This window comes from Avibacterium sp. 21-599, assembly GCF_026226765.1.
Taxonomy (GTDB): domain Bacteria; phylum Pseudomonadota; class Gammaproteobacteria; order Enterobacterales; family Pasteurellaceae; genus Avibacterium.
This window is the reverse complement of record NZ_JAKKOB010000001.1, coordinates 1,382,066-1,404,930: the sequence shown is the minus strand read 5'-3', so window position 1 is coordinate 1,404,930 and position 22,865 is coordinate 1,382,066. Positions and strand designations below refer to the sequence as shown.

Sequence of the window (22,865 nt, the reverse complement as noted above, 5' to 3'; positions counted from 1 at the left end):
ATTCATTCATCAAGGAGCGTAACTATGGATCTCATTATCAGTATTGTCGGGATTTTCGTCCTGCTTGGCATTGGATTGCTGTTTTCCAACAATCGCAAAGCCATTAATTTTCGCACTATTTTCGGTGCATTAGCCATACAAATCGGCTTTGCCGCACTCATTTTATATGTTCCCGCTGGAAGAAATGCCCTACTTAGCACTGCTGAAGGCGTGAGCAAAGTCATTAATTACGGTAATGAAGGGATTGCGTTCCTTTTTGGTAACCTTGCTGATCCAAGCAATATCGGCTTTATTTTCGCCTTCAAAGTGCTACCGATTATTGTTTTCTTCTCTGCATTAATTTCTGTATTGTACTACATCGGTGTGATGCAATGGGTGATCAAAATTATTGGCGGTGGCTTGCAAAAAGCACTCGGCACGTCCAAAGCAGAATCAATGTCTGCGGCAGCCAATATTTTTGTTGGACAAACAGAAGCCCCACTAGTTGTGAAACCATTTATTAATCGAATGACTGAATCCGAACTCTTTACTGTGATGGTAGGCGGAACAGCTTCCATCGCAGGCTCGGTATTAGCCGGCTATGCAGGAATGGGCGTACCACTTACCTACTTAATCGCCGCCTCATTTATGGCAGCGCCTGCTGGACTATTGTTTGCTAAATTGATGTATCCACAAACAGAAAAATTCAGCGATAGATTAGAAGAAAACGTCAAAACAGACAAACCCAATAATATTGTGGAAGCCCTTGCAAATGGTGCTGCATCAGGGGTAACGCTCGCTATTAATGTAGGGGGAATGTTGATTGCTTTTATTGCCTCCATTGCATTATTAAATGGCTTAATCGGCGGTATCGGTGGCTGGTTTGGCTATGGCGATCTGACCTTACAAAGCCTACTCGGTTATTTATTCCAACCTATTGCTTTTATTATTGGTGTACCTTGGCAAGATGCTGAAATCGCAGGGCAAATGATCGGAATGAAATTAGCTGTCAATGAATTTGTTAGTTATTTAGAATTTGCCCAATATCTACAACCTGATGCTGTCGTTCAGCTTAGTGATAAAACCAAAGCCATTATCACCTTTGCCTTATGTGGTTTTGCTAATTTCAGCGCAATTGCCGTGCTAATTGGTGGCATTGGCAGTATGGCACCAACCCGCCGCTCAGATATTGCACGCCTCGGCTTAAAAGCGGTAATTGCAGGCACACTAGCCAATTTAATGAGCGCAACAATTGCAGGAATATTTATTGATTTAAGTGGTGCGGTGTTGGGGTAAACACCATATAAAATTAAGGGTTATATCCCAATAGCCCTTAATTTACTTTTTGATTACTGACAAAAAATCAGCATCGGGCTATTGATAAAACAGCCATAAACAAAAGTGGCTTTTACAATAGAACAAATTCAAATGATTTAGCGCCTAAAAGCAAGAAAATAGTAACTATAGTCAAATTCCTAAAAAACCGAAACAATTGTTAAAATCCAAAAAAATAAAGCATCAACACAATCAAGCCGCCATTGTTTTCTCAGACTTTTAACCCAAGCCCATGTTTTCTCAATTGGATTTAAGTCAGGGCTATAAGGTGGCAACCATAAAATCTTATGTTCTGTCCGCTCAATCGCTTCGATAATATCTTGTCGTTTATGGAATGCGGCATTATCCATCACGATAACCGTCGGCTTCTCAAGCTCTGGTAACAATGCTTCGGTCAGCCAAACATAAAAAATATCACTGTCAATCGGACAGTAAAATAATCTGAGTGCAAATAAATTCCCCTCCCGAATAGCGCCGATTGCATTGGTTCGAGTAGCCATTTTCTGCCAGTTGTGTGTAGCTTGGCATTTCTCTCCAACAGGCGCATAGCCGTGAGTGCGAAAAGTCTGCTTCTCAAATCCACTTTCGTCTAAATAAACAACGTCATATCCCGCTTCAGAATAAGCTGTCAGCACTTCTTTAAAGTTCTGTCTTTTCTGTTCGTCTGCTTGAGGATGATACAGTGTTTTTTTTACGGCTGATTTTCAGACGGCGTAAAGCTTTACAGATAGCGCTTTGCGTTACGCCCATGCGTGCGGCTCTTTCAGCCTGAGTGGCATCGGGGAAGCATTTGACATCGTTGAGCAATGCTTCATTATTGATGGTTCTTGGCTTTTTTTGGTGTCCTTTTTTCGGTTGGATTTCTTTCTTCCATGCGTAAAAAGTGGATGTGCTGATGCCGTAGATTTTTAGAAAATCTACAATTCGCTCTGCTTTTTTGGCTTGTTCTATGATTTTTTTACGGAAATGTACGGGATAGGTCATATTGCGCTCCATTTTGGTTTTTGGGGAATTTTACTATAAATCATACTTCCCAAGAATTGACAATACTAATGATTCAGATAGAATAAGCGCAATTTTAACGCGCGACCAAAATATGAACAAAATCCAAGAACAAGGCATAGCAAGCAAGCAAGCAAGCAAGCAAGCAAGCAAGCAAGCAAGCAAGCAAGCAAGCAAGCAAGCAAGCAAGCAAGCAAGCAAGCAAGCAAGCAAGCAAGCAGACATCAATATTTAGTTGATGTCAAGGCTTATTTTGCCTATTTTTCTGTCTCTTTTTCTCTCTCTTTTTTCCTTTTCTTTGTTCTCAAGTTAGCCCCTTTATTTCACGTTTTCTGGTGGGATTTCCCAACCTGTTGCGTGCGTTTTTTCTTACAAGAACAAGGCGTTTTCAATAAACATGATGACCTTAATCCCGTGCGAGCATTACGCACACGCCTATTTTTTGCACAATCAAAAACCTTAACACCCATTTTAAATCGTGAGACGGGGGATAACGTTCCCCCATCTCTGCCCCCTTGCCATCGCGTTCATTCTATTTATAGCAATCAACGCGGGCATTTTCCTTTTGGCCCTACGCAACCTCTGACTCTCTCGCGCAAGGTCTTTTTTATTCACACACTTATTCAAACAAACACCGCGCTATACAAAGTGCGGTGCTGGATGAATACATTTTTAAACCACAACCTTAAGAGGATATTCTTATGAAAAATACAGTCATTATCAATGTCTTATCGAAAGATACCATTGTATTGCCTTTCAGTTACTCAAGCGTAAAACAAACGCAACGCCAAGGGGATAACCTTGTCATCACCTTAGACAATGGCAACACCATTGAACTCGACGGCTTTTTTAAATCGCCACACAATCTGTTATTAAAAGCAGAAAATGGTGTCGGCTTTGACCAACTTATCATCAATGAAAATGGCTTTGTAACCCAAGCCGCTCACCTCTCCAATGCTGAAGCCGATGCCTTATTAGGGTCTGATGCCTTATCTGCCTTAGCAAAACAATCTACCGATGCCGTATTATTAAATGCCGTTGCCCCAGCAGCCGAAGCAGGTGGCGCTATTGCTGATGCCACACCATTATATGTCGGGGCGGCAAGCTTAGGAATTTTAGGGGGAATGTTCGCCCTTGCAGACAAAAACGGTTCTTCAGGTAGTTCTGCTGCCGCACCTATCACGGAAACCAACACTCATCCTGATGGTTCAACCACCACAATAGAGAAAAAAGATACCAATGGTAATGGTAAATTCGATACCACAATCACCACCGAAAAAGATAGTAAGGGTAACACCACAAAAGAAACCACTGAAAAGGATATGAATGAAGATGGTAAGCCGGAAGAAACCACAGAGGTAATCAATCACCCAGATGGTTCTACCACCACGACCATAACCAAAGATAAGGATGGGGATGGCAATGCAGATGCCCGAACCTCGGAAACCAAAGATAAATACGATAACACTACGGGTAGCAGTGAGACCACTATCAAACATAATAAAGACGGCTCAATAACAGAAGACACCGTAAACAAAGATGCATACGGTAACACCACCGGTAGCACAGAAACCACCACAAAACAAAATGCGGATGGTTCAACTACCGAAACAGCCGTAAACAAAGATGCTCACGGTAACACCACCGGTACGACAGAAACCACCACAAAACAAAATGCAGATGGTTCGACTACTGAAACAGCCGTAAACAAAGATGCAAGCGGTAAAACCACGGGTAGTACAGAAACCACCACAAAACAAAATGAAGATGGTTCGACTACTGAAACAGCCGTAAACAAAGATGCAAGCGGTAACACCACGGGTAGCACAGAAACCACCACAAAACAAAATGAGGATGGTTCAACCACGGAAACGACCGAAAACAAAGATGCAAGCGGTAACACTACGGGTAGCACAGAAACCACCACAAAACAAAATGAGGATGGTTCAACTACCGAAACAGCCGTAAACAAAGATGCACACGGTAACACCACCGGTAGTACAGAAACCACCACAAAACAAAATGAGGATGGTTCAACCACGGAAACGACCGAAAATAAAGATGCAAGCGGTAAAACTACCGGTAGTACAGAAACCACCACAAAACAAAATGAGGATGGTTCAACTACCGAAACAGCCGTAAACAAAGATGCAAGCGGTAAAACTACCGGTAGTACAGAAACCACCACAAAACAAAATGAGGATGGTTCAACCACCGAAACAGCCGTAAACAAAGATGCGCACGGTAACACCACCGGTACGACAGAAACCACCACAAAACAAAATGAGGATGGTTCAACCACCGAAACAGCCGTAAACAAAGATGCAAGCGGTAAAACCACGGGTAGTACAGAAACCACCACAAAACAAAATGAAGATGGTTCAACTACCGAAACAGCCGTAAACAAAGATGCACACGGTAACACCACCGGTAGCACAGAAACCACCACAAAACAAAATGCAGATGGTTCAACTACTGAAACAGCCGTAAACAAAGATGCGCACGGTAACACCACCGGTAGCACAGAAACCACCACAAAACAAAATGAAGATGGTTCGACTACCGAAACAGCCGTAAACAAAGATGCAAGCGGTAAAACCACGGGTAGTACAGAAACCACCACAAAACAAAATGAGGATGGTTCAACCACGGAAACGACCGAAAACAAAGACGCAAGCGGTCACACCACGGGTAGTACGGAAACCACCACTAAGCCAACTGAAGAGGGTAATGTTGTAAAAACTATCATCAAAGACGAAAATGGCAATAAAATCGGTAGCACCGAAGCCACAACCAAACAAAATGAGGACGGTTCAAGCACAACTACAACCATTGCCAAAGACAAAGATGACAATGTAACCGGCAGCACCGAAGCCACAACTAAACAAAATGAGGACGGTTCAACCACGACTACAACCATTGCCAAAGACAAAGACGATCATGTCACCGGTAGCACCGAGGCGACAACGGTCAAAAATGAAAATGGCTCAACAACCACGGTGAAAGAAAAAGACAGCAACGGTCAAACTGTTTCAACCACCAAAGAAACCACAACCACAGAAGATGATGGTTCAACCACCACGGTAACAGAAAAAAATAAAGATGCCGATGAACACGTAGATGAAAAAACGACCGTGAACACAAAAGCAGACGGTTCAACCACAACTACTGTGGAAACCTCTAGCAAGGATAATGGCGTGATGGATTCAACGGAAACCACAGAAAGAAACCCAGCTGGGGAAGCCACTTCCACCACCAAACAATCCACCACCACTGGAGACAACGGCGCTACCACCACCGTAACGGAAAACGATAAAGATGCCGACGGTCATGTAGATGAAAAAACGACCGTGAACACAAAAGCAGACGGTTCAAGCACAACTACCGTGGAAACTTCTAGCAAGGATAATGGTGTGATGGATTCAACGGAAACCACAGAAAGAAATCCAGAAGGAAAAGCCACTTCCACCACCAAAGAAAGCACCACCGCTGGAGACAACGGCGCTACCACCACCGTAACGGAAAACGATAAAGATGCCGACGGTCATGTAGATGAAAAAACGACCGTGAACACAAAAGCAGACGGTTCAACCACAACCACTGTGGAAACCTCTAGCAAGGATGATGGCGTGATGGATTCAACGGTCACCACAGAAAAAACGGCAGACAATAAAGTCACACATGAAACCGCCACAACCACACAAGATGGCACCACAACCACCGTGGACACAAAAGATGCGAATACCAACGGTCATATGGAAGAAAAAACCACCACTACCCTCAACGCAAATGGCTCAAAAACCGTGAGAACGGAGCTTGACACCAACGATGATGGCAAAGTGGACCAAATCACCGAAGCCACTTATGACAATACCAAGGATGCCCATCCATCTAAGATTGAGCATATTGATGTAGATAGTGGTAAAGTGATTGAGCGTGATATTGACACCGACAAAAATGGCTTTATTGACCGTAAAGAATATGATGCGGACAGTGATGGTAATAATGAAAAAGTGGAAACCTTTGATAACAAAGGCAACAATCCATCAAATATCACTAAAGTAGAAATCGATGCGGACGATAATGGTCGTGTGGAAACCATTAAACACAATGAAAATGGTAACGAGTTCTTTGAGAAGATTGACCACTTCGATAATGACTTAAATAAAGCTAATACGTTAACCAAAACAGAGTTTGACAATAAACCAGAGGATGGCAAGGTTGACCTTATTACCTACCCTAATGGTAATCAAGTTCTTACTAAAGAAATTGAATATCAAGGTGATAAACCTCACGTAATAAAATATGACCTCAATGGTAACGGTAACCCAGAGCGAATCGATACCCTTGGTGAAAGCGGTAATGAAACCGATGTGGTTGAACGTTTATTAGATAATAACGACGATGGTAAGGTGGATGTAAAAATTACCTATGAGGGCAATAAACCATTTACTATTACCAATGAAGATGGACAATCTGAAACAGTTTACAAACCAGCAAAAGCCAGCTTCAATGATAACTACAATGATGGTAAAGATAACACGGTTGACCGTGTAGAAACCTACACCTACGATAAAAATGGTAATGTGACTGAAACCAAGTTCTTCAACGATGGCGATGACACCAATGATAATGGCAAAGCCGACCGTATTGAAACCAACAGCTATAATGCTGATGGTCAGCTCGTCGCCAAATACATCAATGCTGATGGTGAAACCTCTACAGGCAAAGCTAAAGTAGTTGACGGTAAATCAGTGAAAGGGGTGGATATCATTGAAACCTATGAATACAACCCTGAAGGTCAAGTCAGCAAAAAACTCATTGATGGTAACGCTGATAAGACACCAGACCGTACTGAAAGCTATGACTACAACGCTGAGGGACAGGTAGAACGTACCACTTATGATGACAATGGTGATGGCACGCCAGACCGTATTGCGGTGAACAAATACGATGCCAACGGCAACCTTATCCAAACCAAGTTCTTTAACGATGGGAATGAAACCGACGATGAGGGTGCAGCTGACCGTGTGGAAAAATATCGCTACAATGAACGAGGCCAAATGATAGGCAAAGACATTGATGCAAATGGTGATGGTACCATTGACCAAGTGGAAACTTACGAGTTGAACGACAAAGGGCAAATCATCAAAACCACTTACGCTGTACCAACAGACGCGAAACCTGATGGTACCTATAGCAAAGTTACCGAAACCGCTATTGACTACTTTGACCTAGACTCTAACGGTAATGTGCTAGCGAAATACACCAATGCGGATGCGAAAAACTCTGGTGAAACACTAAATGTGGAAATTAATGGAAAAACTACCACACTTTCAGGGATTGATAAGTTTGAAGTCAACACTCTCAACGCCAAAGGTGAAGTCACCGAGGTGAAATACAACCTTGATGCCAAAGGTGACTTTGAGCAAATTGACTACCGTGTGCTTGATGCGAATGGCAATACGCTTAAAACCTATCAAGACCTTGATGCGAAAACCTCTACAGGTGCGACATCAAGTGCGACTACGGGTAACCATGCTGGTATTGACCGAATTATCACGAATGCTGAACTTGATGCGGAAGGCCGTGTCGTAGTTCAAGAAACCGATAATAATGCGGATGGTAACGCCGATAAAAAAGTCGCTTACACGCGTAATGCAAACGGTGTGGTAACGCAATCTGAAACGGACATCACTGCAGATGGCACGCCAGATACTCGTGTAGAAAATGTATTGAATGACAAAGGTCAAGTGATTGGTAGTAAAACTTACCTGCTTAATGCAACAGGTGAAGCAACCCTAACCCAAACGGAGCTTTATGCCCTTGATGATAGCGGAAACCGCACAGCCATGGTGCGTTATATGGGTAACCAAACCACCTCACCAAGTGTCGTTGAGGTTTACGAACGTAATGCGTTAGGTCAAACTGTGAAAACACATATTGACAACTACGGTGATGGCAATATGGTTACCATAAATAAAGATGGCACGGTTGATGTTAACTACAATCAAAATGGGGAAGTCAATGGTAGTGCCGACCGTGTAGAAACCTATACATTAGATAACTATGGGCGTATAGACAAAACGGAATATGATAATAATGGAGACAGCCAAGTAGATGCTAGTCGCTTCTACGAACGTAATGCATTAGGTCAAGTGGTTAAAAATTCCTTTGATGATGGGAATGATGAACATATTGACCAAATAATTGAAGCGACCTACAACCAATATGGACAAACTATGGTCGTTAAATATGATAAAAATGGCGATGGAGAAGTTGATCAAACTGATACTCGTACATACGATGAATTAGGTAGAAGACTATCATTCCATCAAGAATATTCTGATGGCCGAGTACGTGATGCAACATATCAATATCTAGATTCAGATAATCTTATTGATATTGAGGATGTCTTATGGAAAGGTGGTAGACCATATCGATATGAATATGAATATGATGAATATGGGCTACGCTCATTGACTAAATACGATGCAGGTATTGATAATACGATTGATTGGACAGCAAAAGTAATTTCACGAGACGCAGTATTTAATGCTGCAGTGACTGAAGAAACTGTAAGCTATCCTAATGGGGTTGTAAATACTTATTACATGCATATAGATAATAGTGGAACTACAGAATACACTTTATCTGATTTTAAATCAGATGGTTCAATTGATAGATTTTCATTAGGTGATCGTAATGGTAACTCACTTATTGCTCGAGAAATTGATTTAACCACTTGGTCAGCTGAACAGCTTAAAGAATTAGGTAATCAAATCAATACAATTGTCATGGGAGAAAGTACCGCGGATAGATTAACGCTATCAGATGATATTGTGAGTAAGATCGGTCAAAAAACCGTTACCGTATCTGGCAGTTCAAATGATGATACGCTTGTTTTACAAGGCTTTACTAAAGCTGAAGCTACGCATAAAACAGGATACGATGAATATCATGCCAATGTTTCTGATGTAGATTACACGGTTTATGTCGAAACTGAAGTGAATGTGATATTAGGCTAATCTATTAACCAAAACCAAGTGCGGTCAGTTTTTCACGAGTTTTTATCAAAATTCCTCAAATTCTGACCGCACTTTAAATAATTCAAACCCTTGAGAATAAGTAGATCTTGATTGTTTATCCTTTCGGAATAAATCCATTCACATTCCGATAAATAACAGCAATACCTTAACCATATTGTTAAAAATCATTGACTAATCACAAATTCCCTCGGGTTTTCATTATTTCTCTCAAAGGATTTCCTATGCAATTTGATTATAACGCACGCAACGCCTTACGAGGCTTTCGATTTAATACCCTTTTCGCCCTGTTAAGCACCACGCTATTAGTGGGTTGCCAACACCCAGCCACACACCCCATTCAACACAATGGTGACAACCACCCTATGCAAGCCTCAATAGAGCAAGTGAAAATGGGCGATGTAATGGCTTCCGCTTCAACGGTGGCAAATCCTCATAACAAAGCCCACACCACTCAACCCGCTCAATACAATAGTGACAATCACCCAACACAAGCCTCAATAGAACAAGTGAAGCTGGGTAAGGTGATAACCGCATCAACTGCCACCTCTACGAAAACGGCTACTGCTACGTCTATAGCTTCTACCTCGCCATCAACACCACCTCAGCCCGAGCCACAACGCTATTCCTTAGCCCCACTTCAGCTCACCAACCCCGTGCCAACCACACAGGGCAATGCTACTGCCCCTGTTGCGGTGCAACCCCTTGTGATGCAAATCATTGCCTCTTCCCGTGAAGGCAAACCCGTCCAAGCCATTTTGCAATCGGCACTCACCTATTTCGATAACCACGCCTCTGCCGATGCCTTAATTGCCCAACACCAAGCCGAAACCACTGCCACCGAACGCCAAGCCTATCCCGATATTCGCCCCGTGGCAGGCGTAGGCAAAAACCACACTGCCCAATTCGGCTTGGAAGTCAATTACACCCTCTTTGACTTTGGGCAAAACGACACCCAAGTCACCCAACGCCAATTAACCACTGAGAGTGCCATCATCAACAAACACCTCGAGCAAACCAAACGCCTCAGTGAAACCTTAATCAAACTCGGCGAAGTGGCGGAACGCCAAGCCCGCATTGCCCTCACCCAAAACACCTTAGCCAATATCAATCAACTGTTACAATTAGCCCAAAGTCGTCAGGCTTCCGGTGTAGATAACGGTTCCGATGAAATGCTATTAAGCATTAAATCCGCTGAACTCACCACCGAAATCCAAACCCTTAAAAAACAGCTGGATTTATCCCTTTCCCTGTTATCGCGTCAGCTCATTCGCCCGATTTCACTTAACGACGTTCCTACACTGACTCAATTATTGGCGGTGATTAATACCCCTGTTGCAGACTTAAACCAAGCGCCTCAGCTACAACAAGCGGAAAAATTCATTGAACGCGCCAAAGCCGCCGTAGAAGCCGAGAAAAAAAGCCTTTACCCTAAAGTGGTAGTGACGGCAGGTGGATATAAAAATGTCAAAGGACAAAGCGACACCCAATTGAATGTCAGCCTACAAGCCCCTACGGGAATTTTTGCCGGCTCAGCCCGTGTAAACGCCCAAGAGGCAGCCCTTTTGGCGGCACAACGCGACTATGAACGATTAGCCGATGATATTCGCACCGAACGCTCGCGTCTTGATTTAGAGACAGACCGTTTACAACAAAACCTACAAACCTTTGACGCTTTCATCGCCCAAACACAAAGCTCAATCGACTTATTTAACCGCCAATTTGAAATCTCCCAAGCCTCTATCGCCGATGGCATCAGCCCATACAGCACCTTACTCCGCACCAAAATCGAGCGTAACAATGCCTTACTCGAGCTTATCCGCATCAAAGCCAACCGCTTACCCTTGGTGCTACCCAGCACATTAGCGGAAAAATAAGAAAAAACGGGAAAAATGAGATGAGATAAAAAAAGGATAATAAAAATAGAAATAGAAAGAAATAAAGGAAATACGGAATAGAAAAAAACGAATAAATAAAGCATAACCCCGACAAAAAGAAAAAAACAATAAATGGAAGAATAAAAATGGCTAAAAAGAAGCAAAAGAAACAAAAAAACAACCCTACACCCGCCCAACAAGGCGGTACAAATAAAAACCATAAAAAAACCACTGCACTTATAATAAGTCGGAATACCTAAATCACAAAAATGAAAGGAGTAACTAAATATGAAAATCACTACTAAAAGATGAAAAGAAAATATATAAATAACCGAACAGAAAATCAGTAAATAAACAAAATCAATAAATAAAAAAAATAGAAAAAAGTAGCATTGCCGAGCAAGCAGAACGAAAAAAAGCAACAACCTTGTAACGGCAAATAAAAATCATAAAAAACCACCGCGCTTATAATAAGTCGAAATATCTAAACCACAAAAGAGAAAGAATAATTGAATATAGCAACCACTACCAAAGGAAGAAAAGAAAATATGTAAAAGAAAAATACATAAACAAAGCACAACCTCAACTAAAAGAAAACCAGAAAATAGAGGGAAAGAAAATCAGCAAACGAAATGAAATAAATAAGTAAAAAATAATAGGAAGCACATAAAAATAAGAAATCAATAAATGAAAGAATAAAATATGATCAAATAGGAAAAGAAAATAAATAAATCCCCCTAAACCAAAAGAAAAACAACAAATGGAAGAATATAAAACACACAAAAAGACGAACAAAAAATGAGTAATAAGAAGCAAAAGAAATAAAAAAAACAGCCAACCCACCAAACAGGATGGAGAAATAAAAAAGGCAACCCCTTAATAACAGCAAATAAAAACCATAAAAAAACCACCGCACTTATAATAAGTCGGAATACCTAAACCGCGAAAGGGAAAGAATAATTGAATATAGCAACCACCACCAAAGAAAGAAAAAAATATGTAAAAGAAAAATACATAAACAAAGCACAACCTCAACTAAAAGAAAACCAGAAAATAGAGGGAAAGAAAATCAGCAAACGGAATGAAATAAATAAGTAAAAAAGAATAGGAAGCACATAAAAAGAAGAAATCAATAAATGAAAGAATAAAACATGATCAAATAGGAAAAGAAAATAAACAAATTCCCCTAGACCGAAAGAAAAACAACAAATAAAATAATATAAAACACATAAACAGACGAAAAAAAATGAGTAATAAGAAGCAAAAGAAATAAAAAAAAACAGCCACCCCACCAAACAGGATGGAGAAATAAAAAAAGGCAATACCCTTAATAACGGCAAATAAAAACCATAAAAAACCACCGCACTTATAATAAGTCGGAATACCTAAACCGCGAAAGGGAAAAAATAATTGAATATAGCAACCACCACCAAAGAAAGAAAAAATATATAAAAGAAAAAAACACATAAACAAAGCACAACCTCAACCAAAAGAAAAAATAGTAAACAGAAGAAAAAATATACAAATGAACAAACAAAAAATTAGTAAACGAACAAAATCAACAAATGGAAAAATAGAAAAAAGCCGTATTGCCTGCCAAACAGAATGGGACAAAAAGAGAAAGGGATAACTAAATATGAAATTACCACTAAAAGATGAAAAGAAAATATATAAATAACCGAACAAAAAATCAGTAAGCGAACAAAATCAATAAATGGAAGAATAAAAAAGCCGTATAACCACAAAAACAGAACGGGAGAAAAAACAATAGCCTTGTAACGGCAAATAAAATCATAAAAAAACACCGCACTTATAATAAGTCGGAATACCTAAACCGCGAAAGGGAAAGAATAATTGAATATAGCAACCACTACCAAAGGAAGAAAAAAATATGTAAAAGAAAAATACATAAACAAAGCACAACCTCAACTAAAAGAAAACCAGAAAATAGAGGAAAAGAAAATCAGCAAACGGAATGAAATAAATAAGTAAAAAAAAGAATAGGAAGCACATAAAAAGACGAACAAAAAATGAGTAACAAGAAGCAAAAGAAATAAAAAAAACAGCCAACCCACCAAACAGGATGGAGAAATAAAAAAAGGCAATACCCTTAATAACGGCAAATAAAAACCATAAAAAACCACCGCACTTATAATAAGTCGGAATACCTAAACCGCGAAAAGGGAAAGAATAATTGAATATAGCAACCACTACCAAAGGAAGAAAAGAAAATATGCAAGAGAAAAATAAAAATGAATAAACAAAGCTCAACTAAGACAAAAAGAAAAAATAGCAAACAGAAGAAAAAATATACAAATGAACGAACAAAAAATTAGTAAACGAACAAAATCAATGAATGGAAAAATAAAAGATAAGCAAAGAAAACGATAAAAAAACAGCCGCACTACCCCGCCCAACAGGACGAGGAAATAAAAAAAGGCAACCCCCTTAATAACGGCAAATAAAAATTATAAAAAAACCACCGCACTTAATGCGTTGGAATACCTAAACAACAAAAAAGAAGGACTAATTACGTATGATAATTTCCACTGAACGCCTGAACACCTTAGCTGAACGTTGCTTGCTTCCCTTTGACGAAGCCCTTGCACAACAAGCTTATGCCATCGGTTTACCCCTTTCTAATGCCGATATTGACTTCGCATTAAATACGATGACATCGCCAAATCAGAAAGGGCAAGGCAACCCTGTTGCGATGTCAAAAAACGTCGCCACAGCCGAACACCTCGCTGGCACAGGAAAAATGTCATCCTCTACCCCGACGACACCAAGCTCGCCTACTGCACCCACTCCGTCTTTACACCAACGTCGCGCTGCCGCATTACAAGCCTTATTGCTGGATGAGCAACTTGACCTCACCCATCATCCCTTGGCTTCCGAAGAAAAAAAACAATGGGCATCACTGTCTGCCCCTTGTGTGGTGACGGTCAATGCTGAACAAGCCCTTGTGGTATTAGCGAAAAACCCAAACGCCTCGCACGCTCGCCAACCTATCGCAAGGGTGAAAACCACCCGTTCGGGGAAAAAAGGCAATGAGCAAACCCTTTTACTTTACGCCCGTCATTCAGACCCCATTGAACTCACTATCGCAGAATGGCACGCCTTGTTGCACGCGCTCACCCAAGCACCACAGAAAAAGGCTAACACTCACGCAAATGCCAATGTGCCCCCTCACTTGAATACAACTGAGCAACCCCACGGGAACGCCACTGGGCAAACAAACGCACAAGCACACCTCAGCCATAACGCGAAAGAAAACCGCAATACAAACGCAAACGCCAATGTGAACCCTCACTTGAATACAACTGGGCAACCCCACGGGAACGCCACTGGGCAAGCAAACGCACAAGCACACCTCAGCCATAACGCGAAAGAAAACCGCAATGCCGATGACACGCGCCCCCATTACTATCAACTGCGTAAAACCCTTTCCCGTATTCAACAAGAAAATGCCGTTGAACAGGAAAATGGGCATTGGTTTTGGCGGCTCTTTCGTGCAGAAAAAGGCATCTTCTACCGTGTCCTCATTGCCTCGCTCTTTGCTAACCTCTTGTCGGCGATTTCCTCTTTCTTTTCGCTGCAAGTCTATGACCGTGTTATCCCCAATAAATCCGAAGAAACCCTCTGGGCATTGTTAATGGGGGTGTCCATTGCCTTTTTACTCGAGGGGCTGTTGCGTATTTTCCGCTCTCATTTGTTAGATTACAGCGGGAAACGCATTGATGTGCAGGCAACGGCACTGTTATTACGTCGTTTAATGGGCTTACGTTTGTCTCACCAAACCCCTTCCCCTAATCGCCTTAATCAACAAATGCGGGAATTTAATTCTGTCCGTGAGTTCTTCACGGAAGCCGCTGTGGGTTCGTTTGTTGATATTCCCTTTGCGGTGATATTTTTAGCCGTTATTTACCTGCTCGGTGGACCGGTCGTGTTTGTCCCGCTCTTTGCCTTGCTGTTAATGGTGCTTCCCGCACTGCTTTATCGCAAAAAAATGTTGCGTATTGTGAAGTCTTATCTCGGCTCACACGCCGCGGCAAACCGTTTATATAATGAAGTCAGTTATCATTTAGAAACCGTGAAAAATGCCAATGCTGGACGTTTTTTTGAACAACAATGGAATGACATTAGTTATTTAGTGGCGACTGTTTCGATGCAACAACGCCACCTCGTCACGTTTCTCACCCAATGGGCGGCGTCTATCCAACAATTTGCCTATGCGATGACCATTACCGTAGCAGCCTATCAGGTCTTTGAAGGGCATTTTACGATGGGGGCAATGATTGCCTTGAGTATTTTAACCTCTCGCGCCCTTGCCCCTTTTGCCCGTTTAAGTTCGTTGTTAATCCGTTGGCAACAAATCAAATCCTCTTTGGCGGATTTAGATACCATTGCAAATGGCGAACAAGATGACCCCATTGAACAACGTAAATTACGCCGCACCCAATTAAGCGGGCATATTCACTTAAAACACTTGCAATTTAGCTATGAAGCGAAAGCGCGCCCTGCCCTCAATATTCAACAACTTGTTATTCGTCCGGGTGAGAAAATTGGCATTTTAGGCCCCAATGGCTCGGGCAAATCCACCTTATTAAAACTGTTAGCCGGGCTTTATTTACCGCAACAAGGCGAACTGAAATTTGATGGCATTGATGGCAGACAGATTGCGGCAAAAGATTTACGCCGTGCCATTGCCTATAACACCCAAGAAGCCCAGCTGTTTAATGGCACACTACGTGATAATCTGACCTTTGGTGACAGACGTATCCGTGATGAACAATTACTGGCTGTCTTACAGCAGACTGGTTTAGCGGAATTAATTCAATCTCACCCTTATGGCTTGGATTTACCCATTCGTGATGGCGGTGCAGGGTTATCGGTTGGGCAAAAACACAGTGTGCAATTAGCCCGTGTCTTTTTAAGTCAAGCCAATGTGGTGCTATTAGATGAACCGACGGCAAGTTTTGACCCACAAGTGGAACAGCACGTTATCCATCATATTCAACGTTTTACTCGTGATAAAACCTTTATTGTGGTGACCCACCGCACCCCGATTTTATCTATGGTGGACAGAATTATTGTGATGGCACAAGGACAGATTATTGCTGACGGTCCAAGAGATGTGATTTTACAGAAAATTGAGCAAGCACAAGCCGCACAATCCGCTTAGGCTTAGGCTTAGGCTTAGGCTTAGGCTTAGGCTTAGGCTTAGGCTTAGGCAAAATAGCCTAACCCAAACCAAACAACATAACACAAGAAAAGAGAACCATCTTATGCGTGATTTAACCCAAGAAATGACTCAACCAACACAGACAAAACGCTATCTGACCTTAATTAGCTTGCTGCTTACCGCCCTGCTGATTTGGTCGTATATTACCCCCTTTAGCCGTGTGGTGCGTGCCAATGGCGAACTGGTTTCCGCCGCGCGTACCCAAGTGGTCCAAAACCTTGAAGGCGGTATCATTCAAGCAATTAATGTGGAAGAAGGACAAATCGTCAAAAAAGGACAAGTTCTGCTCCATTTTGATACCACCCGTTTTCAAAGTGCGGTGGAAGAATTAGACAAAAAACTGGCCTCGCTCACCTTTAAACGTCAGCGCCTACAACAAGAGCTTAAACTGCCCCTTACCCCTGAGACGCAAATTATCCCGTTGATATTTCCAGAAAAACTGGCTCAACTCTACCCAACAATGGCGGAAGCTGAGCAGGCACTCTATCAAACTCGCTTGCAAGAGTTTATGAGTAAAGCCAAACACTTTCAGCGCTTAATTGCGCTTAAAGAACAGCAACTGAATAACATCAAGCCCTTTATTAAAAGTGGCGCAGTCTCAAAACAGGAATTACTCACCACCGAACAACAACTTGCTGCCCTTTATTCTGAACGCGATGCGTTTTTTTCGGATGTGCGTAAACGTCAATCAACCGAGCTGTCGGAGACCATCAGCGAACAATCCTTACTGGAAGAAAAACGGAAAGCCAACTTAGACCAACTGGAACGTACCACCGTCAAATCCCCCGCTGATGGCACCGTCAATCAACTGTTTTTCTCTACCGTTGGCGCGGTGGTCAGCCCCGGGCAACCCATTTTAGATATTGTTCCCAAAGACGATAGCCTTGTTGCCGAAGTGCGTGTGTTACCAAAAGACATCGGCTATGTTGTGCCCAATATGAACGCCAATTTAAAACTCACCGCTTATGATTACAGTATTTACGGCACCTTACAGGGTAAAGTAACGAAAATCGGCGCCGATACCGTCCCTGATAAACACAGACGCGATGCCCCGCCAAGTTATGTGGTCACCATCACCTTAACCCCCGAATCCCTTCAAAAATGGCAACAACGCCACTTAGACATTCGTAATGGGATGGTGGTTGATGCGGAGCTTGAAGCCAATAAAATGCGAATCATTGACTACCTCCTCCGCCCAATCCTTAAAACACGTGATGCGTTAAAGACGATTTAGAAAAGTAAGAACGCCGATTATAGTTGTTTAAATTTGGGATAAAGCAAGCAGTTCGACACAGACAACTCAAAGCATCCCATAAAACGAGCCAGCATTGTTTTATTCCAAAATTGGCAATGACAAAAAAAGGATCATCTGAAAATAGTGAATGTCAGAATTAACAACCTAATTAAACATAAATATTTGTTGATTTTTTAATGATGTGAGGCTACTATGTAACCGTTTCAATTTGCAATTAAAACAACGTAATCAATACTGTTTTACTTCAAACTTGAACAGTGAAAAAAGGATGTGTACCCTCAAAACGCAAATGTGAGTTAGCACATCGTCAATCTGAAACTAATCTAGGATATTTAAGACCTAGCAGATGGCAAGCATCAGAAAAACTTGAAACTAATCTAGGATATTTAAGACCTAGCAGATGGCAGACATCAGAAAAACTAACACTTCAAATACCTTTAAGCCCACATCACTGTGGGCTTACTTGTTTCTATGGCGTAAATATAATGACTGAACAAGAAAAGCTAAAAAGATACATAAATGATATAGAAAATGCAGCCATTTTCGTTGAAAAACATTTCATCAATAAAGAAGTTATATACTCTACTAATACAGAAAATATTTCTATTATTTTCAAACGGTCAAACTTTATGCATCTATGTGGAATTAAATATAATGATGGTGCCAATGAGTTTTTCAATGCTGCAACAAATCATAAGTTAGATCTTAAAAAGATAAAAGTTAAAAAAGATGGAATAACTTTCTTAAAATTATCCTTATTGAAATCTATCGAATACTTATTAAGCTCAGAAATAATATTAACAGACAATGCTATTTACTTACATATTGCTTTTGATAAAGCATTAAAAACAAAAAAACAGATATTTTCCTTAACGCTAAAAAGCAATAACGCTTTCTTCGTACCACAATCATTGCTTAATTTAAAACAGATGAATAATTTTCCCAATGGGAAAAATTATAGGGATAAAATCTATTGTTCTGCAAAATCGAAAAGAAATCATCTATTTATAACAATAAATAAAAGAATGATTTTCTCTTATATCTGTTTTATTAAAGTCACTTACTGTTTTTATAAGTATAATGAACAAAATAATTAGAGGTAATAGATAAAATTGCATAAAACACTACACTTTTAGAAAAATTTGGAGTAAATTTTCATTCTCAAATATACAACTCTTGGTTTGACGTCAAAAAATAATTAAAGGACACCCATATAATGAACTCACCTCGTCTTTTCTCACTTTCGCCATTGGTGATGGCGATCACGCTCGCTCTCTTTCCTTACTTAGCACAAGGAAACCAAAATGATGCAGAAAACCGCCAAGACGCCGTGGCTAAATTAGCACATTTGTCAGAAGCACAGGCTCAACCACATCAATGGCAAGATACAGATCATAATCATATTAATCAGGATAAACTGGCGACTTTACGTGCAATGTTAGTGGATACGGGTGTTGATCTTCATACCTTTGAAAAAGACGAAATTTACCCAGAAAGCATTGTTGCTCACGGTTTCTATGATCCTGTTAGCCACCACATTACTACTCAACTTAGCCCAGATATGACAGACGATGGTCCAGAAATGCACGGAACAAAAATGGCGCGTGTATTATTAAACACTGCTGGCGGTGGTTCAATTTATCCAGTGCAAGGCTTAGTAAGAAAAAGAGGAGAGCCAGTTCCCCATTGGCGAAACCGATTATTAGCAATGGGGGTTGCGAATGAAAGAAGCATTGCGCAAACAGGGCGAGCGGCTCCTGTTGTAGCCAATATTTGGGTAGAAGGCATCTCAGAATATGCACAGCCTGAATATATTGAAAAACTTGCTCATATTGCAAACCAAGGTTCTTTGTTACTCTTTGCAAATGGCAATGAACCACTTGATCCTGCGATTCCTAATGAACCTTATTCCTCTGTCTCAAGAATGCTTGCCCCGAATTCTGAGCAACTTGATGAACGTTTAAAAGATAGCGTCATCGCCATTACAGCGATTACGAAGGGTAAGCAAAAATATCAGCCTTGTGGAAAAGCGAAAAATTTTTGTTTGGCGGCAAATGCAGATACAGCAATCCACTATTTTGATCCTCTCTTAGATCGATGGATTTATGCGAACATTCCTAATGGCACCTCTAGTGCAACCGCATATGCGAGTGGCGTTGCGCTTGCTATTGCACAAAAATACGATTGGTTTAAAGCAAAAGATATTCGTAACACTCTCTTTACCACGGCAAATGATAAAGGTGATGCGGGCATAGATGCCGTTTATGGTGTGGGTGAAATCAATAAACAAAAAGCGTTAAATGGCTATGGACGTTTTGATGCCCAAAATAATAATGTGCTTGATGTAAATGGTATCGCAGAACGCTATTATTTTGACAATGATATTGAGGGCGATAGCGGCTTCACAAAACGCGGTGATAAAGAACTTGTTCTTAATGGTAATAATCGTTTTCAGGGAAAAGGGGTAATAGAACAAGGAAAACTCACCATTAACGGAACAAATACTGCGCAATTTGAAATTAAACAAGGTGCAACACTCGCAACGGGAACAAGCCCAAATAAAATCTCTACGGGAAGCCTTTATAACAGCGGGCGTCTTGAAGTTATCAATCCTTCACCATTATATATTGAGGGGGATTTTACCAATACGGAAAGCGGTGAGATCAATACTGCAATAGGCTCAAGCATCAATGTGAGTGGACGGGCAATTCTAAATGGTGTAATGCAAGTCAGTCAAATTGCTCAAGGCTATGTTCCCCAAGCGGGGCGGAGAGAAGTGCTGTTACGAGCAAATGAATTGGTCGATGATGGCATTCGTTTACATTTGGATTCTGCATTAATTCACATTGCTGATACCATCGCCTTTGATCAAAATAAAAAACAAATCTATGTTGGATTACAACGTAAACGCGTTCAGCAAGCTCTTGAAGATCTTGATACGCCTAATAATGACACAGAGAATCCGAAAGTAGCCCCTGTAACGGAGGAAACAATCATTCCAGCAACAACTGAAACGGTTTCTACTGCTGAAAAAGATAATTCAACGGAAATCAAAGCAAATGAGCATTCAGAGGAAACATCGACAACCGAAGAAACAACCGTTCCAGCAACCACTGAAACAGCTTCTACTGTTGAAAAAGATAATTCAACGGAAATCAAAGCAAATGAGCATTCAGAGGGAACTTCTACAGCAGAGGAAACAATCATTCCAGCAACAACTGAAACGGCTTCTGCTGCTGAAAAAGATAATTCAACGGAAATTAAAGCAAATAAGCATTCAGAGGGAACATCCTCAATAGATAAAAAGAATAAAGCGCAGAGAGCTTATTTAGGTGCAATGGAAGATGCAAGATTACTCGATCGTGTTTTAGAAAAACTCGATCAAGGCTATGCTTCACAGCAATTAAATACACAGCAAAAACAATGGGCAAACCGTTTATTCAATATAGATAGAACACATTTTACTGAATATTTATTCAGTCAAGGGATTCAATCATTAATACATCAGCAGCAAAGCTGGGTTAACCACGAGGCCTTTCAGCGTTTAAATTGGATTGCATCATTTTCACAAAAAAATCATACCGCACTTTGGATTAGTGGTGAAAATCGTTCTGCCTCGCCTGATGTTAGCCATATTAATACGACTGATCACTTTAATAGTGTGGCAATTAATGGTCTTCTTGTGGAAGGCAAACACCGATTCAGTTTCAGCATTAGTGAGCAGCGGCAGAAATATGAAGAGCATTACAAAGAGGTTGAAAAATCGTTTAATGAACGTGATGTTGCATTCCGTCTAGGCTATGGATATGAATTTATACCAAACTGGACGCTCTTAACAAGTTTTAACTACGGTGTAGGAAAATTAAAATATCAACAACAATTTAATACACAGAACACCCATTCACAAGGCAATACTCAATCTTATGCTTCAACCCTTGGCATTCATTGGTCACAACCTATTAATGCCCAATGGATATGGCATAATATCGCCAATATTGATTACACACATAAACAATTAACACATTTAATGTTAAATGATGATGTGAAAATTAATCGCTTAGTCACAGAGCAGACAAATATTGGTGTTATTTCAGAGCTAGAATACAAACTGAAAAACCTTACTTTATTCGGTCGCTTAGCTTTACAAAAAACCTTACATAATAAAAATCGTGGTCGCGTAAGCTATGCCACAACCTCAGTGGATATTGAGCAGTCTTATCGTCTCTATCCTGATTGGAAACCACAATTTGGCATTGGGATGGGCTATCAATATCATAATTGGCGTTTTTCTTTATCTGGAGATATGGCTAAAGATCATTATCATCGAGTTAATGTTTCTGTCGGTTATTCTTTTTAGATAGCATATTTGCATAAAGCACGGTTTATCGTGCTTTATGTTATTTCTTCTTTATGCAACATCTTCATTATGATAAAAACGGCTCTAACGCGACCACACAACGTTCTACAACTTCATCAAATGTCCCATCAATATCAATATGAATCACATCTGGCTCATCTGCTTGTGGCGTTTCCAGCGTATCGAATTGGCTTTTAAGCATTTCGGTTTTCATATAATGCCCTTTGCGATTTTTCATTCGTTCTAGCACTAGCTCAAAACTTCCCTCTAAGAAAAGGAATTTCACGCTTTCATTACCATCGCGAATTTGATCACGGTATTTTTTCTTCAATGCCGAGCAAACAATGATCCCCTGTTCGCTTTTTTGTTCTAGGCTGAATGCCGCATCGCGGATACGCTCAAGCCAAGGTGCGCGATCTTCATCATTAAGCGGTTGCCCACTTCCCATTTTAATGATGTTAGCTCTTGGATGAAGATCATCACCATCAATCAATTTTAACCCTAAACGCCGGCAAACTTCCGTTCCTACGGATGTTTTCCCCGTGCTAGACACGCCCATTAAGATAAAACTCTTACCTTTTCCTTTTTCCATTTTCTTTTCCTTAACTATTAAATTTTATTTCTGATGTACTAACCATAGCAAAAAATGGCAAGTTTTAGTTACTGGTAACATCTTATTTTGTGATCTATTTCACAAATATTTAACAAAAATAACGCTTTTTTGCCTAATTATTTGAACTTTGATTAGAATTTCCCTAATAATATGCCT

The 22,865-nt window shown here is 40.7% G+C and carries 12 protein-coding genes and 2 pseudogenes; 11 read left to right on the top strand and 3 right to left on the bottom strand.

Annotated features, from left to right (window positions below):
* Positions 1 to 24 precede the first annotated feature (24 nt).
* Positions 25 to 1,275 (top strand): NupC/NupG family nucleoside CNT transporter, encoded by a 1,251-nt coding sequence (locus L5B83_RS06825; RefSeq protein ID WP_265777960.1) that lies wholly within the window; start codon positions 25 to 27, stop codon positions 1,273 to 1,275.
* A 179-nt stretch (positions 1,276 to 1,454) separates the two neighbouring features.
* Here L5B83_RS06825 and L5B83_RS06820 read toward each other — a convergent pair whose 3' ends face one another.
* Together L5B83_RS06820 and L5B83_RS06815 are read right to left on the bottom strand one after the other, a co-directional pair.
* The gene (locus tag L5B83_RS06820; RefSeq protein WP_265777959.1) at positions 1,455 to 1,949 is read right to left on the bottom strand and encodes a transposase; all 495 of its coding nucleotides are present in this window, start codon (positions 1,947 to 1,949) and stop codon (positions 1,455 to 1,457) included.
* A 4-nt stretch (positions 1,950 to 1,953) separates the two neighbouring features.
* Positions 1,954 to 2,298, bottom strand: a complete 345-nt coding sequence (locus L5B83_RS06815; RefSeq protein WP_265777958.1) for an IS630 transposase-related protein — start codon at positions 2,296 to 2,298, stop codon at positions 1,954 to 1,956.
* Between the two features lie 112 nt (positions 2,299 to 2,410).
* Between L5B83_RS06815 and L5B83_RS06810 the strand changes: the two genes are divergently transcribed.
* From L5B83_RS06810 to L5B83_RS06770, 10 genes and pseudogenes are all read left to right on the top strand, one after another.
* The gene (locus L5B83_RS06810) at positions 2,411 to 2,551 is read left to right on the top strand and encodes a hypothetical protein (RefSeq protein ID WP_265777957.1); all 141 of its coding nucleotides are present in this window, start codon (positions 2,411 to 2,413) and stop codon (positions 2,549 to 2,551) included.
* Positions 2,552 to 3,017: 466 nt separating this feature from the next.
* Positions 3,018 to 9,344 carry a hypothetical protein gene (locus L5B83_RS06805; RefSeq protein WP_265777956.1) on the top strand — a complete coding sequence of 2,109 codons (6,327 nt, stop codon included), beginning with the start codon at positions 3,018 to 3,020 and terminating at the stop codon, positions 9,342 to 9,344.
* Positions 9,345 to 9,586: 242 nt separating this feature from the next.
* Positions 9,587 to 11,239, top strand: a complete 1,653-nt coding sequence (locus L5B83_RS06800; RefSeq protein ID WP_265777955.1) for a TolC family protein — start codon at positions 9,587 to 9,589, stop codon at positions 11,237 to 11,239.
* 960 nt (positions 11,240 to 12,199) lie between these two features.
* On the top strand, positions 12,200 to 12,337 hold the full coding sequence (locus L5B83_RS06795) for a hypothetical protein (protein WP_265777954.1): 138 nt from the start codon (positions 12,200 to 12,202) through the stop codon (positions 12,335 to 12,337).
* A gap of 756 nt (positions 12,338 to 13,093) precedes the next feature.
* Positions 13,094 to 13,231 (top strand): hypothetical protein, encoded by a 138-nt coding sequence (locus L5B83_RS06790; protein WP_265777953.1) that lies wholly within the window; start codon positions 13,094 to 13,096, stop codon positions 13,229 to 13,231.
* A gap of 544 nt (positions 13,232 to 13,775) precedes the next feature.
* A pseudogene (locus L5B83_RS06785) lies at positions 13,776 to 15,545 on the top strand (ABC transporter transmembrane domain-containing protein); the annotation flags it as partial.
* Between the two features lie 240 nt (positions 15,546 to 15,785).
* A pseudogene (locus L5B83_RS12430) lies at positions 15,786 to 16,424 on the top strand (ATP-binding cassette domain-containing protein); the annotation flags it as partial.
* Positions 16,425 to 16,527: 103 nt separating this feature from the next.
* A complete protein-coding gene (locus L5B83_RS06780; RefSeq protein WP_265777360.1) occupies positions 16,528 to 17,718 on the top strand; it encodes an HlyD family efflux transporter periplasmic adaptor subunit in 1,191 nt (396 codons plus the stop codon).
* A 506-nt stretch (positions 17,719 to 18,224) separates the two neighbouring features.
* On the top strand, positions 18,225 to 18,836 hold the full coding sequence (locus L5B83_RS06775; RefSeq protein WP_265777951.1) for a PBECR4 domain-containing protein: 612 nt from the start codon (positions 18,225 to 18,227) through the stop codon (positions 18,834 to 18,836).
* Positions 18,837 to 18,955: 119 nt separating this feature from the next.
* Complete coding sequence (locus L5B83_RS06770) at positions 18,956 to 22,096, top strand: S8 family serine peptidase (RefSeq protein WP_265777950.1); 3,141 nt, start codon at positions 18,956 to 18,958, stop codon at positions 22,094 to 22,096.
* Between the two features lie 67 nt (positions 22,097 to 22,163).
* On the opposite strand, the gene L5B83_RS06765 is transcribed toward L5B83_RS06770, so the two are convergent.
* Positions 22,164 to 22,688 (bottom strand): gluconokinase, encoded by a 525-nt coding sequence (locus L5B83_RS06765; RefSeq protein ID WP_265777949.1) that lies wholly within the window; start codon positions 22,686 to 22,688, stop codon positions 22,164 to 22,166.
* Positions 22,689 to 22,865: the final 177 nt, after the last annotated feature.